A 14981-nucleotide genomic window follows, 5' to 3' on the forward strand; every position below is an offset into this window, starting at 1 on the left:
ATGGCTGATCCCTTAGAACGGTGACACGGTCAGGAAGAACCGTGACAGCCAGCCCATCTGCTGCGACTCGGCCACATAGCCCGTGCCGCGATATTCCATGCGTGCGTCCGCCACCTGGGTGGACAGCACCGTGTTCTGGTTGTTGACGGTGGTCGGGTTGACCACACCCGAGAACTTGACGGACTCGGTGCCCTGCCCCACGGCGGTCTGCTTCTCGCCGCTGACCACCAGATTGCCGTTGGACAGCACCTCCACCACCGTCACGGTGATGGTGGCCGTGAAGTTGTTCTGCGCGCCATTCGCGCCCTTGCTGTCGAACTTGTTGGCGTCGGTGGCCGACACGCCCAGCAGAGACAACACGCCGGCGTTCATGCCCGCGAAGGTGGGCACCGAGGCGCTCATGCTGCCGCTGCGGTCTACGGTGCCGGTCATCTGCTTGCTGGCCGCCGTGTTCTCGGTGATCACGATGGTGATGGTGTCGCCCACCATGTGTGCGCGGCGGTCCTCAAACATGCCGCGAAAACCGCCGCTGCCCGATGCCACTTCCTGGTAGATCGCTCCGTTCTGGCGCGGCGCCATCACCGGCATCGGCGGGCGCGCCGTGGTCGGCCCCTGCACGATCGGGGCCTGCGGCGGCAGGAAGCCGCACGCCGAAGCGAGCAAGGTGGCCGTGCCGAGCACAGCCAATCGAACGAACCGGACAGCGCGGCCGCTATCCGTAAGCGAGTAGACCGGGGGGGTTTGCATCGCACGACTTCCTTAAAAACTGCGCCGCACAGCTTAGAGCTGCGACAGCTTTTCGAGCATCTGGTCGGACGTCTGCACCGACTTGCTGTTGATCTCGTACGCGCGCTGCGTCTGGATCATGTTGACCATCTCTTCCACCACGTTCACGTTGGACGTTTCCACGTAGTTCTGGTTGAGCGCGCCGATACCGTTGGAGCCCGGGTTAGCGAGGTTGGCCGTGCCCGACGCTTCGGTTTCTGCGTAGAGGTTTTCACCCATGCTGCGCAGGCCGGCCGGGTTGATGAAGTTGGCCAGTTGGAACGTGCCCACCTGCGTGCTGTTGACCGAGCCCGGCGTGGTGACCGTCACAATGCCGTCCTTGCCGATGGAGAGGCTGGTTGCGTTTTGCGGCACGGTAATGGCCGGCTGCACCGGGTAACCCGCGGCCGTCACAAGCTGCCCCTGCGCGTTGACCTGGAAGCTACCGTCACGCGTGTAGGCGAGCGTGCCGTCCGGCATCTGCACCTGGAAGAAGCCGTTGCCGTTGATGGCCACGTCGGTCGAGTTGCCGGTCTGCTGCAGGTTGCCCTGCGTGTGCAGGCGTTCGGTGGCGACAATGCGCACACCCGTGCCGATCTGCATGCCCGAGGGCAGCGTGGTCTGTTGCGACGACTGCGCACCCGGCTCACGCACGTTCTGATACAGCAAGTCTTCGAACACGGCGCGCGAGCGCTTGAAGCCCGTCGTGTTGACGTTCGCCAGGTTGTTCGAGATGACGTCCAGCTGCGATTGCTGCGCGTCCATCCCGGTTTTGGAAATCCACAGGGAGCGAATCATGTTCGAGTCCTTGGTTGATTCAGTTATGCGCCAGCCGATCAGGCGTGGCGCAGCAGTTCATTGGCCGACTGTGCGTTCGAGTCGCTCGTGTGCAGCGACTTCATCTGCATCTCGAGCTGGCGGGAGATCTCAATCATGTTGACCAGCGAATCGGTCAGATTGACGTTGCTGCCCTCCAGCGCACCGCCCGTAATGCGCACCTTCTCGTCCACGGCGGCATCCTGGCCGTCGCGCTGGCGGAACAGGCCGTCGGTACCGCGGTCGATGTTGGCAGGCTCGATATTCACCAGCTTCAGACGGCCAAGCGCCACGGGGGGCGTTCGGTTGTCGGCGCTGATCGCGTTGACCGTGCCGTCCTTGGCAAACTGCACCGTGGTATCGGGCGGCAGCGTGATCGGGCCGCCGTCACCCAGCACGGGCTGGCCGGAGAGCGTCTGGATCGTGCCGTCCGGCCCTACCTGGAACGTGCCGGCGCGGGTGTAGGCCTCGCTGCCATCCGGCGTTTGCACGGCAAAGAAGCCTTGCCCGTCGATGGCCACGTCCAGGCTGCGGCCAGTGGTTTCGATCGGGCCAGGCGTGAGGTCCGTGCCGATGGCCGAGGCCATCACATAGCTGCGCGTGGGCGAACCGTCGCCCTGCACGCCCACTGAATGGAACGCATCGATCTGGGCCTTGAAACCCGTCGTGCTGGCGTTGGCGAGGTTGTTGGCGCTGGCCGCCTGTTGGTCGAACAGGTGCTTCACGCCAGTCATCGACACGTAGATCGAACGATCCATTGTGGTGGGCTCCTGCTATGGCTTAACGCATGCTGACCAAGGTCTGGAGGATCGTATCCTCCGTCTTGATGGTCTGCGCATTGGCCTGGTACGAGCGCTGGGCCACGATCATGTTGACCAGCTCCTGGCTCAAGTCCACGTTCGATTGCTCCACCGCCGACGACTGCAGCAGGCCGAACGAACCCATGCCCGGCGTGCCGAGGTTGGGCGCACCCGAGTTGGACGTTTCCACCCACTGGTTGCCGCCGATGCTCTGCAGGCCTTCCGGTGCCTTGAAGTTGGCCATGGCGATCTGACCCAGCGTGGCCGTGCGGCCATTGGAATAGCGCGCCGTGACGATACCGTCGGTACCGACCGAGTAGCTGGCCAGGCGGCCCGTGGCGTAGCCGTCTTGCGCGACGCCGGGCGCGGTGTCGTTGTAGCCACCGCCGTATTGCGTGGTGCCCGTAAAGTCCATGCTGGCGATGCTCATGCCGCCGAACGCCACGGCAACCTTGCTGGGCGAAGACGTCAGCTGGCCGTTGCTGTTGAACGTGAGCGACGTCAGCGGGTTACCGCCGGTGGGGTTGTTGCCATCCACCTGCGAGTAGACGTCCCAGCCAGTGGCGGTGCGCACGTAGTAGTTGGTCAGCATGTGCGCCGTGCCCGTGCCGTCGTACACCTGCTCCGACACGGAGTGGTTGAACGTCGCCGAGTTGGTGTTCGAGAAGGGCGTGGTGGTCGGCGGGGTTGCGGCCGCATCCAGGTTGATGCCGAACGTCGTGTTCGTGGTGGCAAGCGGTGCCAGGTCGTTCACCGGAATCTGCAGGTTGGTCAGTACAGCGGTGTTGACCTTGCCGGCGCTGTCCACGCCGTAGCCCGTCAGGTTCTGGCCCGTGGCGGACAAGATGAAACCGTTCTTGTCGGTGTGGAACTGGCCGTTACGCGTGTACGACACCTGACCGCTGCTCGTATCGACCGTGCGGTAGAAGCCCGTGCCGTTGATCGCGATGTCCAGCGGGTTGCCGGTAATGGTCACATTGCCCTGCGTGAACGACTGCGACACGTTGGTCACGCTCACGCCCTGCCCGATCTGGGTGTCCGATGCGCCCACCAGCGAGCGTGCGTACACGTCGCCAAACTCGGCCGTCGCTTTCTTGAAGCCGACGGTGTTGGCGTTGGCGACGTTGTTGCCGATCACGTCGAGGTTCTTGGAGGCGGCGTCGAGACCGCTCAGGCCTTGCTGGAATCCCATTGTGTTCTCCCGAGAAAGTATGGAAGCGGTGTTCGCCGCGTTATTGAATCGTGGTGATGTCCGACAGCTTGGCCGTGTTGCCCGAGGCCAGTTGCAGCTGCGTCGTCCCGTTGGTAATGGTCACGCCCGTCACCTTGTCGGCGCCCGTGGCGTTGGCCGTGGTGGTCTTGCCGCCCAGCATGGCGGAGACCGAAATCGAATACGTACCGTCGGCCACCGTAGTGCCGCTGTCGTTCTTGCCGTTCCAGGCGTAGCTGCCGCTGCCCGGTGCCATCTGGCCCAGATCAACGGAACGCACGGTGTTGCCGTTGGCATCTTTGATGGTGACGACCACGTCGTCTGCACCGTTGGGCACCGAAATACCGAAGTTGGCCGTGCCCGATGCCAGCGTGAGCGACGACGACGGCACCTGCACGCTGCGCCCGATCAGCGACGATGCCTGCGTGGCGGCGTTCTGCGTAGCCATGTTGGTCATCGTGGTGTTCAACTGCTGGATGCCGTTGACGGTGTTGATCTGCGCCAACTGCGAGGTCATCTGCGAGTTGTCCATCGGGTTGAGCGGATCCTGGTTCTTCAGCTGCGCGACCAGCAGTTGCATGAACGTGTTCTGCAGATCGGTGCCGCTGGTGATAGCAAGCTGGTTGCCGGTGTTCGTGGTGCTGCTGGTGTTGCTGGTTGCGCTGACGGTCATGTTGGTCTCTCGCGTAGTTCGCTATGGTGGGCGTCGCTAGAAATGGCGGTTATTGGCCCAGGGTCAGGGCCTTGGAGGCCATCGTCTTGGTGGTATTGGCGACTTCCACGTTGGCCTGGTACGAGCGCGAGGCGGAAATCATGTTGACCATTTCTTCTACCGGATCCACGTTGGGCATGGTCACGTAGCCATCGGCATCGGCCAGCGGATTGCCCGGCTGGTGCATGCGCTTCATGGGCGTGACGGTGTCTTCCACCACGCGGTCGACCGACACGCCCGTGGCATAGGCATCGCCGTCGGTCTGCTGCGCGGGGGTGAATACCACCTGCTTGGCGCGGTAGGCCGTGCCGTCCGGCCCGGTCACGCTCTCAGCGTTGGCCAGATTGGAGGCCACTACGTTCATGCGCTTGGACTGCGCGGTGAGCGCGCTGCCAGCCACATCCATCACCTTGAATAGCGACATGTTGGTTCCGCTGTCTTCTGAATACTGTGCCCGGCGCAATTGCCGGGTCTGATCTGCCGTTGTGAGGGCGCGCTCCGAGCCAGATCTGCCTGGCCCGGGGCGCCACATCACTCCCGCCCCTCTTTCTCGCCGCGCCTGGCTGCTGCGCAGTCGTCTTGCCCTGTACGCCGTGCTAGCTGTTCTGGATAGCCGCCAGCATCGACTTGATCTTCTGCGTCACGATGTTCAGGTCGGCCTCGTAACGCACCGTGTTGTCGGCAAAGCGCATGCGCTCCCCGTCCATATCCACCGTGTTGCCGTCAATGGACGGCTGCTGCGAGGTGCGGTACTGCACCTCACCCTGCAGCGCCTTGGTCTGCTGAGATAGCGACGCCTGCATCGGCGTCACATCGCCTGCCGGGGCGCCGGTGGTCGTCAAATGGCCTGCTGCCGTTGCCATCATCGGCAGGCTGTTGCCGCTTTGCTGGCCGACCGCGTTCTGCAGCGCAGACTGAAAATCGAAGTCGCGCGCCTTGTAGTTCGGCGTATCGGCGTTGGCGATGTTCGACGCCAGAAGCTGGTGCCGCTGCGAACGCAGCCGCAGCGCCTGCTCCTGAAAACCGAACAACTGATCCAGCTTGTCGACCATGTCTGTATTCCTTGCGCGCGGCGCCCTGTTGCTGGCGCGCCCGCCGGGTTTGTGTTCCAAATTCCGTTGGGGGTGGAGACTGCGGCACCGGCGGCCCCTTCAAAACCGCCGATGCCGTCTCCAAAAACCGCTTGTTACCGCGTGCTGCTGAGTTGCCGTCATGCACCTCAGTGGAAAAGGACTGTCTGCGATTCCCGCGGCCGCCACGAACACGGCCACCGGAGCAGGTCACGCGAGACAAAACCAGATACCGCGCAACGCCAGGGACTTCACCACGTTGCAAAGTCTAGGGGCCGGTGCGCAAGTGCATTCGTCCGAATAAGGGGGGGATTGGCCGACATTTCCGCATTTGGCTCTTCCGCGCGCGTGGCTACACTTCACCGGACTTTTGATGGAGGCTTGCCATGCCACAGCGGTTTGCACGCAGCGCGCACCACCCGACATTCGCCGTGTCCCGGCGCGCGCGGGCCGTCGCCATTCCCTTTGCGGCGCGCCAACGCAAGCTGTTGCTGATGCTGGCGCTGGGCGTGTTCGCCAGCCTGGCGCACCCGATCCTGGCGCGCGCCCAGGGCATGATGCGCGTGGGTTATGCGCCAGCCGCCGCCAACCAGCCGGCTACGACCATCCCGGGTCCGACCGCCATCCAGATGCAGATTCAGCAGCAACTGCAATCGCAACTGGACATCCTGGGCGGCACCAACGACGCCGGCGCCCCGCGCGCCTCGGTAGAAGTCGGCCCCATCGACCCGCGCATCGCCAACCAGCCGTGTGACCAGATCGACCTGATGCTGCCCGCTGCCAACCGCCTGCGCGGCCGTATACAAGTGGGCGTGCGCTGCCGTTCGCCGCACGCCTGGGCGGCATGGGTGCCGGCCACGATTCAGATCAGCGGAACGTATTACGTGGCCGCACACCAGTTGTCGCCGGGCAAGACGCTCGATATGGGCGATCTGGAAGCGCGCACGGGCGACTTGTCTGCGCTGCCGCCTTCTGTGGTGCAGCAACCCGCCGACGTAGTAGGCCGCGTGCTCGTCACCAGCGTGGCGCCCAACCAGCCGTTGCGCGCCGAGAGCCTGCGCTTGCCCATTGCCGTGCAAGCGGGCCAGACCGTCAAACTCGTCGCCGACGGAGGTGGCTTTCAAGTCACAAGTGACGGGCGAGCACTGAATCAGGCGGCCATTGGCCAAGTGGCGCAGGTACGCACCGCCAACGGCAACGTCATCTCGGGGATTGCGCAGTCGGTTGGCGTGGTCGCCGTGCAGTTTTGAGCCCAGCTTGATGCGAATCGATCACTTTCACAGTGTGATGTGCAATCGCATTCCGCCGCTAAAGTTTGGCCCGGGGTTGGCCGATATGGGTGATAGGATGAACGCGCTCTTCGGAGACACCTGTGAAAATCAACCATATCGTCAACAACGCGCCCGCCGTGGTGCCGGCCAAGGACGCCACGTCCGGGTCGACCCGCGCCACGAGCACACCGTCGGCCAGCAACACGGCTGCGGGCTCGACGCGCCACAGTGGCGACACCCCGTCGCTCTCCATTCAACAAGTCTCGCGCCAAGTGGGCAGCGGCGACTTCGACGCAGCACGCGTCGAACAAATTCGCGCCGCCATCAAGAATGGCACGCTGAAGATGGACGCCGGCAAGATCGCCGATGCGGCACTTTCCGACGCGCAGTCGCTGCTCTCGACACGAACCAAGAAGGCCTGACGGGGCACTTCCCGCGCCTGTCCCTCATTTTTGATGACGCCGCCGGCCCGCATGGGCTGATCGCGGCGGGGTGGCGCTCAGCCCATGCGGGCCGGCGGCTGCCCAAGCTCCCCACGCTGATAGGTCGCCACCATGGATAACACGCTGCTGATCCGCACCCTTGCCGACGAGCAGGAACTGCTGCGCGCCGCCACCCAAACCCTGGAAGCCGAAAGCCAGGCGTTGCGCGATGGCGACATGGCCGAGCTCGAGCGCATTACTCAAACCAAGCAGAACCAGCTCACCGCCCTGGGCGAAGCCGACCGCGAACGCCGCCTCTGGTGGGCGCAGCACGGCGGCGCTGATCCGTACGGGCTGGTGAAATACCTGCGCTCGGATGAAACCGCCAGCCGCCTGTTCGACGAGAACCTCGCCCTGGCCCGCGCCCTGCGCCAGCGCAATATCGACAACGGCACCCTGATCGACCTGCGCCTGCGTGCCACGCAGAACGCGCTGTCTGTCCTGCACGCAGCCAATAATGGCGGCGGCACCCCCTACGGCCGCGACGGCAAGCAGCCGCTTTCAATGCCGCGCTTCTCGGTCGTCGCGCAGTAAGCCCCGGCGGCACCGCCGCCACGCTCCCCGCCTGTCCTACGCCACCGCAGATCCCAATTTCGCCCCGAGTCAATGGGCGTGAAGTGGGGCTAGCTGCTCCCGCCTGATCCTGATATCTATACCGGTCTAGCACACATCCGATCAGGGTAAACAAAAAGGTTTACATCCCATTGATGGGTGCAACAAGCATGCTGGGGATTTATTCTGCGGATTTTAGCGGGGTATATCCTCCGCGCCTGGCGACATAAACAAGAAAACCGGAAGGAAATTGCGCCTGAATGGCGTAGCAAGGTTTTGGCCCGGCGGCACCGTACTGCGGTGACCACCGGTTGAACGGGGAAACATACCGAAACCGCGCGCCATTGCATTTCCACCAGCCACGTCTGTATGTATTTGGATCGCGCCGACCCAAATGGACGAGGCAACGGCTGATTCCGGTCATGGGCAAACAACCATAACCAGACAGGCGGCGCAGTGAAATCAATCGTAGTCGAGGCACACCCCTTGGTGCGTGCCGGTGCCACCCACGTTTTGCAGTCCTTGCCGGCCATTTCCGAGGTCGTCAGCGTCGAGCCGGACGAGGCGCTTTTTGAAAACCTTGCGGCGCATGCGGACGCCGAACTGGCCCTGATCGGCCTGCCCATTCCGGGCATCGACGATCTGCCGGCCCTCTCTCGGCTGCTGCAACAGCCGCATCCGAGACATATTGCTGTGCTGGGTGAAACCGACTCAGCGGCGCACGTGCGTGCGCTCATGCAATTGAATATTTCTGCCTATCTGCTGAAAAGCTATTCCGGAAAATTGATTGCTGCAGCATTGGAATTGGTATTGGCCGGCGGCCGTTATGTGCCCGCCTCCGTTGTGTTGGCCCGCGCTGAATCCTCGGCGGCTGGCGCATCCAATGGCCATGACGATTCCGCATTACTGGGGCTCACCCAGCGGCAATATGAGATTCTCGTGCTGCTCTCGCGCGGGCACCCGGTCAAAACCATCAGCCGCATGCTGAGCATTTCGGAGGCGACAGCCAAGGCGCATATCAATGCGCTGTATCGCCGGCTGGAAGTGCGCAGCCGAACGGAGGCGGTGTTCGTGGCCACCCAGCGCGGCGCCATGCTGTTGAACTCGCCACAACCGGCCGAGCCTCCCGTGCGCTTAGCGCGCACCGGCTAACGGCTCTCGGTTGGCTTGCACCACAAAAAACGGCGCCCGAATCTTCGGACGCCGTTGGCAACCCACGCCCGCGCTGTCGACACGCGGGTGGTGACAAGGAAACAGCCCGCCAATACCTCAACTACCGGCTGTGGCCCATCAGAAGTGGTATTCGGCGCGCACCATTGGCGTTTTTGCCAGGGAGCCCGGCACCGATGCCGGGTTGCCGAACTTGTTGCGCCAGTATTGGTATTCAATCCCTACGCGCAGCGTGTTCTTGCCCAGATGCAACGGCGTGCCCAGGTCGTACATCAGCATGGCGTCGATATTCAGCTCCGGTGCGGTGCCGCCGCCGAATTCGTTGTTGCCCTTGGCCGCGATGTAGTTGGCATACCCCTCAAACGACAGACCCGTCGAGCCGATGGGGATACCCCATGCCGCATTCAGCATCGGGTGGGCCTTGTAGTGGTAGCGGCTCGTGACCCCGACCGGCTCGTTGCTCTCCCACAGCATCAGCAGGCTGATGTTCAGGAAACCCGGCACATCCATCATCACCGTCGGCCCGACCACCAGCATGCGCTTCTTCGACGCATAGCCGGGGTCATTCTTGGTGTTCCAGTCAAAGCCAGCGGTCAGGCCATAGCCGCGAATCGGGCCAGCGCTGAGGTTCTTGTCGAAGACCTTGCCAATATCGAGCGTGTGGCGATACACGACATAGGCTTCCTGCGCGTTGGCGTCCTTGCTGTCCGACTGCAGGAAATCGACGTTCAGGTAGTTCGTGCCGTACTTGTATCCGCTGGCGTGCGTGAAGTTGAAAATGTTCTTGTGAATGCCGTCACCCACAAACGGCTCGGCAAACTGCGTGCCGTAGCGATAGCCGATCGAGGTATCGCTCCATTCCACTGCCCCCGCATCGGCTGCCCCCATCAACAGCGCGACTGCCGTCAAGGCACAGGCAGTGAGTTTGGCCGCGGCCGTCTTCTGATGTGTTGTCATAGTGTTTGATTTCCCCCGAGTGGTGAATCACAAAAAAGAATCCATCTGCATTCGTCCCGCACTTCCGCTTTAGATAGGTTTTGGGCGAATGTCCGGCCAGATCGCGCCTTGGCAGGCATCGATCTCCTCAACCCGAATACTTCCGGCCAAGACCGTTATTCGCGGTTGAGTGGATTGCTTCGCGGGGAAGGCGGCTCAACCCGCCCCGCACAATCGGGGCGAGTCAATGCAACAGCCGTGCCAGTGCAGCACGACGGCGTCACAACACAGCAAATGGGCGCTTGGATGAAAAAGCGGCGCTGCCCAGCTTGACTACCCCAGGCAGACAAGTCCCCTCACAGGGGTATGTGGCGCGGTTTCTGCACCGTGCTGGCGCAGCGCTGGTTCAATCGTTCTGCAACACGCGGATGTCGACTTCGCGGGTGTAGCGCTCGGGCGAGAAATCGCAATAGGTGAGGGAGATCGGCACGTCGGCGCCGCTATAGCCGATGCGGCGCACGCGAACCAGCGGTACGCCCATCGCTACGTCGAGCTGGGCGGCTTGGTGGGCATCGGCCACGCAGGCCAGGGGCGCCTCGCGCGAACGCGCGATGGTCAGATTGGCGCGCTGGAACACCTGCACGAACAAGCGGTCCTCAAAGTCGCGCGCCTCCAGCATGGCCGCCAGCCGGGAGGTCAGCCACGTGCGCAGCAGCATAATCGGTTGGCCGCCTACCTGCGCGCGGCGCTCCACGAAAGCCACTTGCGCACCCACATCCAAACCCAGCGCAGTGGCTACGGTTTCATCGGCCTGCTCCAGGCGGAACACACTCACCGTATAGACGGCGCCCGGCACGTACTCCAACGCAGCGTCAGACTGGCCTGGCGCGTACAGCACCGACCGATGCGGCCCCACGCGATCGAGCACCACACTGCGTTGCCCGCGCGAGCGCTTGAGCAGCCCACGTGCCGCCAGTTCATTGAGCGTGCGGCGCGCAGTCAGCCGCGATACGCCATAGCGCTGGGCGACTTCGTTCTCGCTGGGCGCAACGCTGCCGGCCGGCAACGCACCGTGCAGGATGTCGAGCCGGATACGATCGGCCAGTTCAAGGTATTTGGGCAGGCGAGGCGTCATGCCGTCGTTATACAGGAACGTGGATCGCGCGCGCCAATGAAAACGGCCCACCATAGGGTGGGCCATCCGAGCTTGACGCGCGCGCTGGGCGCGGTCAGTCCGATCAGGCGATCAGGAACTTGTCGCGGTTCTTGCCGATCCAGGCCGGCGCACGGCCGCGGCCCGACCACGTTGCGCCCGTCTTCGGATCCCGGTACTTGGCCGGTACCGGTGCCTTGGAACCGGCGCGGCGGCCACGGCGCGGTGCCAGGCCCAGGTCTTCCGCAGACAGGCCGTATTCGGCAACCGTCTGGCGCACTTGCTGGATCACGGTTTCCAGTTCCTTGGCGCGAGCGTTTTCAATCTGCTCCTCCAACTTAGCCTTTTGTGCAATCAATTCCTTGTATGTCGCCATATGCGCTCCCGATAAAGTCTGGTGTGGATCAGATATTAGATCAATTGTATTCATAACTGAAATGAAATTTCAACATTCTTGAGCCCACAACGTGAGGGGCCATCGAGCGTACAACTCTGTGTCAAACCAATTCAGGCACATCGACTGCTAAGCATTGCGCCCGAAAGCCCGATTGATGCATCGGATTAACGTACGCTGCCACGCGATGGCCTCAAACCGATGTCGCACTGCAATTCATCAGTGCAATCACCATAGCAAGGGCAACCGGGTCCCGCAATTCTGGCAACGCGACCAGCATCATCCGCGCCATTGCTCGACATCACCGCCGTACCGCGCATGCAGTCAGGTCTGCGCGCTATACCGAAGACGTGCAATCCCGGGCACGACATCAAAAGCCCTTTTGCGTAGACGCCGCATGTCGATTTGCGACTGGCAGAAAAGGCTGTTCAACGCGGTGCACCCCCTGGGTTGATCGCCGGATGAGACAACGATGAAGCCGCGCTTGCCACGCCGTTTCGACTCTCTGCTTTTGTTTTTGGCCTGCTGGGATGCCTCTTGTTTGCGACCACGACCTTTTTCTTTCCAGAACGTTCAATCGAATGCATCAGCGCCGATTTCGTCGTGACAATGGGCACGTGTGTATTGATGGGTGCCATTGGATTGGAATGCACGCAGCACTGGATCGAACAACGTTTCTCCACGGCAGAAAACCCCGCAGGCAGAACCGAATCTACGTCCAGGGCAAACGATTCAGCGCACGCCGCTTTAACGGGCTCGTTGCCAGCCGAGCCCTGGGCTGCCGCTAAATCGAGTCCAATCGAGTCCAAATGTGTTGTATCGACCACAAATTAACAATTTGCGCGACTCACAACTTTTGCGCATCATGAATGGCATTGCCCCGCCCTCTGCCGGCGAGCCCTCGTCTCGCGGCGCGCGGCTTGCGTGGCGCAGTATCCTGGGCAACCTCTTGGTTGGAGCGTGGGATGCAAGACGAACTTTCCTACCCGCTGTCGGCGCAAAGCCTGCCCGTTCCGCTCTATGTCGTCCTGGAGGGCCGCATTGTGTATGCCAATGCGGCTGGTGTCTGCATGGTGCGCGCGCTGTCGGCCGATCAGTTGCTCGGCGAGCCCTTCTCGCGCTTCTTCCTGGATGTGCCGGCCTGGCTCGGCGCAACCGACCACGTTGAAGCCAACACCGATGTGCCCACCTCAACTGGCATGTCAGCAGCGCAACTCACCTCGCTGATTTCCCTAGGGGCGGCCAGCAAACCAGTGGCCGTGCGGCTGACCGTCACGCCCACACGCTTTGATGGCCTGCCCGCGCAGCAAGTCGTCGTACACGGGTTGCCGCTACCACTCGATGCCCAACTGCCCGGCAAGGCTGGCGAGCGCTTGCTGAGCGCGGAGGCGATTGGCGCGGCGCTACCGCACGAACATCTCGATCATCTGCTGTCCACACTGCCGTCCGCCGCATCGCTGGGGGAACGGCTGCATGCCGCGCTGCGCGCGCTTGAAGCGGCGCTACCCGGCGCGCTATGCGTGGTAGTGCGCGTGGTGTCCGGACGGGCGCGGATCTACGGCACGCAAGCCGCGCGCGCGCGGTTGACCCACCGCGAGCAAGCACCTGGGCAGAACGACCCGGATGTCGAACTCTCCCACATCGCGCCGTTACTGAACGATCTGGCGCCCGTTGAACTGATCCATCTGCCCAATGCGCCCACAGCCTTGCGCGAAACGCTCTCCCGTGCGCTCGGCACGGCGCTGCCGGCGTGGTTGTGCCGCCTCCCCGCTCAACAAGGCGGCGCGGCGCTCGGTGACGATCTGTTATGCCTGTTCTATGCCGCGCCCAACATCACCACTGTCGACGATGCCCCCTTGCGCCACGCGTGCGGCGGCATCGTCGGCGCGCTTGCAAAACTGCTGCGCCTGGAGAGCGAATACCGCCAGGCGCGTGAATTGCGCGATCAATACCGCCTGGTCGTCAATCATCTGAGCGAGGGCGTGCTGACGCTGTCCACCGACGGTCGCGTGCTGTCGTACAACCGCAGCGCGGCAGAAATCCTGCGGCTCTCCGGCACGTCGTGGAAAGGCCGGCCGCGCATGGCACTGAGCGACATGGTGCTCGGCGAGGATGGCGCGATCCTGCCGCGCGCCGCATGGCCGACCACGCTGGCGTCCCGCACAGGGCGCGCCATCAGCAATGTGGTGGTGGGTGTACCGGCGGCCAACGGGCAGATCGTGTGGCTGCGCGAGTCAGTGCTGCCAATGTTCTCGCCGGACAGCGCTTCGCCGCATGCGGTGCTGGTCATCTTCAGCGACATCACCGCCGAGCGTTCGACCGTCGAGCAGTTGCGTTTGCTGGAGACCAAGGATTCGCTGACCGGGCTGCCCAATCGCGCGGCCTTCATCGAACGGCTGGATGCGCGCCTGACGTTGCCGTCCACCGGACAAGCCGCACTCCTGTACATCGGTCTGGACCACTTCAAGACCGTGAACGAAGCGATGGGCCACCACATCGGCAACCAGGTGTTGAACCTGGCGGCGCAACGCATCCGCGCCGAGGCCGGACAGCGAGCCCTCGTGGCGCGGCTGGGTGGCGACCAGTTCTGCGTCGCCATCGACGACCCGGATGTGGCCGACTCGCTGAGCCAGCAAGTCTTGGAGGCGCTGGCCAAACCCTTTACCGGCGGCGACCGCGAGTTGCACTTGTCCGCCAGCATCGGCGTCGCAGTGTTTCCGGAAGACGGTGGCGACGCGGCCACGCTCGTCAGCCACGCAGAAGCGGCCATGTACCGCGCCAAGGAAAACGGCCGCAACCGCGTCGCCCGGTACTCGCGGGCGCTCGAAACGCAAATGCTGCGCCGCTTCACGCTGAACGAGCGCATGCGGCGTGCGCTCGCACGCGGCCAGGTACGGTTGGTGTATCAACCCAAATTTGCGCTCGCCTCGGGCGAACTCGTGGCTGTGGAAGCCCTGATGCGGTGGTCGGACCCGGAGCTCGGTGCGGTCTCGCCCACCGAGTTCATCGCCGTGGCGGAAGAGTCAGGCTACATCCTCGAACTCGGACGCTGGGCACTCATGCAGGCCTGCGCGCAAGGGCAAGCGTGGGAGCGCAACTTTGGTTTTGCCGGACGCATCTCGGTCAATGTCTCCGCGCGCCAGTGCGATGCAGGCGTGATTGAGCGCGATGTGGATGAAGCCATCGAAGCGTCGGGGCTGACACCATCGCGTCTGGAACTGGAATTGACCGAAAGCGTACTGCTAGCCGATCGGCTATCCACGCAGCGCCTGCTGATGAGCCTGACCGCGCGCGGCGTGCGCATCTCGCTCGATGATTTCGGCATCGGCTTTTCGTCGTTGTCGTACCTGCGCAGCCTGCCGATCCACAACATCAAGATCGATCGCTCGTTCATCAGCGGTGTGCCCGCAGTGGCTGACTGCGTGGCACTCACCAAGACCATCATCGCGATGGCCCGTGCGCTGAACATGACGGTGACAGCAGAGGGCGTGGAAACGCCTGAGCAATCGGCCTTCCTGGCCGCGCATGCATGCGATGAAGTGCAGGGCTTCCTGTTTGGCCGACCGCTCGAGGTGCCGGCTATCGACGCGTTGCTGCGTGCGCACAGCCGCGCGCAGGCGTAAAAAACGGCCCCGACGTTGACAACGCGG

Annotated in this window: 16 protein-coding genes; 5 read left to right on the forward strand and 11 right to left on the reverse strand. The window is 63.2% G+C overall.

The window, feature by feature from the left end; translation table 11 throughout:
• Window positions 1-12 precede the first annotated feature (12 nt).
• The 7 genes from AB0305_RS00440 to flgB all read right to left on the reverse strand — a co-directional run bounded on the left by AB0305_RS00440 (window position 13) and on the right by flgB (window position 5355).
• Window positions 13-747, reverse strand: a complete 735-nt coding sequence (locus AB0305_RS00440; RefSeq protein ID WP_366170379.1) for a flagellar basal body L-ring protein FlgH — start codon at window positions 745-747, stop codon at window positions 13-15.
• Between the two features lie 33 nt (window positions 748-780).
• Window positions 781-1563 carry a flagellar basal-body rod protein FlgG gene (gene flgG, locus AB0305_RS00445; RefSeq protein ID WP_366170381.1) on the reverse strand — a complete coding sequence of 261 codons (783 nt, stop codon included), beginning with the start codon at window positions 1561-1563 and terminating at the stop codon, window positions 781-783.
• Between the two features lie 38 nt (window positions 1564-1601).
• A complete protein-coding gene (gene flgF / locus AB0305_RS00450; protein WP_366170383.1) occupies window positions 1602-2339 on the reverse strand; it encodes a flagellar basal-body rod protein FlgF in 738 nt (245 codons plus the stop codon).
• Window positions 2340-2361: 22 nt separating this feature from the next.
• On the reverse strand, window positions 2362-3573 hold the full coding sequence (gene flgE, locus AB0305_RS00455; RefSeq protein ID WP_366170385.1) for a flagellar hook protein FlgE: 1212 nt from the start codon (window positions 3571-3573) through the stop codon (window positions 2362-2364).
• Window positions 3574-3613: 40 nt separating this feature from the next.
• Window positions 3614-4264, reverse strand: coding sequence for a flagellar hook assembly protein FlgD (locus AB0305_RS00460; RefSeq protein WP_366170387.1), 651 nt, complete (start codon window positions 4262-4264; stop codon window positions 3614-3616).
• 49 nt (window positions 4265-4313) lie between these two features.
• A complete protein-coding gene (gene flgC, locus AB0305_RS00465) occupies window positions 4314-4727 on the reverse strand; it encodes a flagellar basal body rod protein FlgC (RefSeq protein ID WP_366170389.1) in 414 nt (137 codons plus the stop codon).
• Between the two features lie 172 nt (window positions 4728-4899).
• Window positions 4900-5355 (reverse strand): flagellar basal body rod protein FlgB, encoded by a 456-nt coding sequence (gene flgB, locus AB0305_RS00470; RefSeq protein WP_366170391.1) that lies wholly within the window; start codon window positions 5353-5355, stop codon window positions 4900-4902.
• A gap of 404 nt (window positions 5356-5759) precedes the next feature.
• Between flgB and flgA the strand changes: the two genes are divergently transcribed.
• From flgA to AB0305_RS00490, 4 genes are all read left to right on the forward strand, one after another.
• Entirely contained in the window at window positions 5760-6623 is an 864-nt protein-coding gene (gene flgA / locus AB0305_RS00475) for a flagellar basal body P-ring formation chaperone FlgA (protein ID WP_366170393.1), read from the forward strand.
• A 122-nt stretch (window positions 6624-6745) separates the two neighbouring features.
• Window positions 6746-7066, forward strand: a complete 321-nt coding sequence (gene flgM, locus AB0305_RS00480) for a flagellar biosynthesis anti-sigma factor FlgM (RefSeq protein ID WP_366170395.1) — start codon at window positions 6746-6748, stop codon at window positions 7064-7066.
• A 132-nt stretch (window positions 7067-7198) separates the two neighbouring features.
• Window positions 7199-7660, forward strand: coding sequence for a flagellar protein FlgN (locus AB0305_RS00485; protein ID WP_366170397.1), 462 nt, complete (start codon window positions 7199-7201; stop codon window positions 7658-7660).
• A gap of 474 nt (window positions 7661-8134) precedes the next feature.
• Window positions 8135-8830 carry a response regulator transcription factor gene (locus AB0305_RS00490; RefSeq protein ID WP_366170399.1) on the forward strand — a complete coding sequence of 232 codons (696 nt, stop codon included), beginning with the start codon at window positions 8135-8137 and terminating at the stop codon, window positions 8828-8830.
• A gap of 138 nt (window positions 8831-8968) precedes the next feature.
• Here the strand turns inward: AB0305_RS00490 and AB0305_RS00495 are convergent, their stop codons facing one another.
• The 4 genes from AB0305_RS00495 to AB0305_RS00510 form a co-directional block, all read right to left on the reverse strand.
• Complete coding sequence (locus AB0305_RS00495) at window positions 8969-9805, reverse strand: hypothetical protein (RefSeq protein WP_366170401.1); 837 nt, start codon at window positions 9803-9805, stop codon at window positions 8969-8971.
• Window positions 9806-10190: 385 nt separating this feature from the next.
• The gene (locus tag AB0305_RS00500) at window positions 10191-10973 is read right to left on the reverse strand and encodes a GntR family transcriptional regulator (protein ID WP_366170403.1); all 783 of its coding nucleotides are present in this window, start codon (window positions 10971-10973) and stop codon (window positions 10191-10193) included.
• Window positions 10974-11022: 49 nt separating this feature from the next.
• Window positions 11023-11367, reverse strand: coding sequence for an H-NS histone family protein (locus AB0305_RS00505; RefSeq protein WP_366170405.1), 345 nt, complete (start codon window positions 11365-11367; stop codon window positions 11023-11025).
• A 392-nt stretch (window positions 11368-11759) separates the two neighbouring features.
• Window positions 11760-12158: a hypothetical protein gene (locus AB0305_RS00510; RefSeq protein ID WP_366170407.1), complete on the reverse strand. Its 399-nt coding sequence runs from the start codon at window positions 12156-12158 to the stop codon at window positions 11760-11762.
• A 138-nt stretch (window positions 12159-12296) separates the two neighbouring features.
• Here AB0305_RS00510 and AB0305_RS00515 point away from each other — a divergent pair, with 138 nt between their 5' ends.
• Window positions 12297-14954, forward strand: a complete 2658-nt coding sequence (locus AB0305_RS00515) for an EAL domain-containing protein (RefSeq protein ID WP_366170409.1) — start codon at window positions 12297-12299, stop codon at window positions 14952-14954.
• Window positions 14955-14981 lie beyond the last annotated feature (27 nt).

The organism is Arthrobacter sp. NPDC080086, assembly GCF_040702285.1.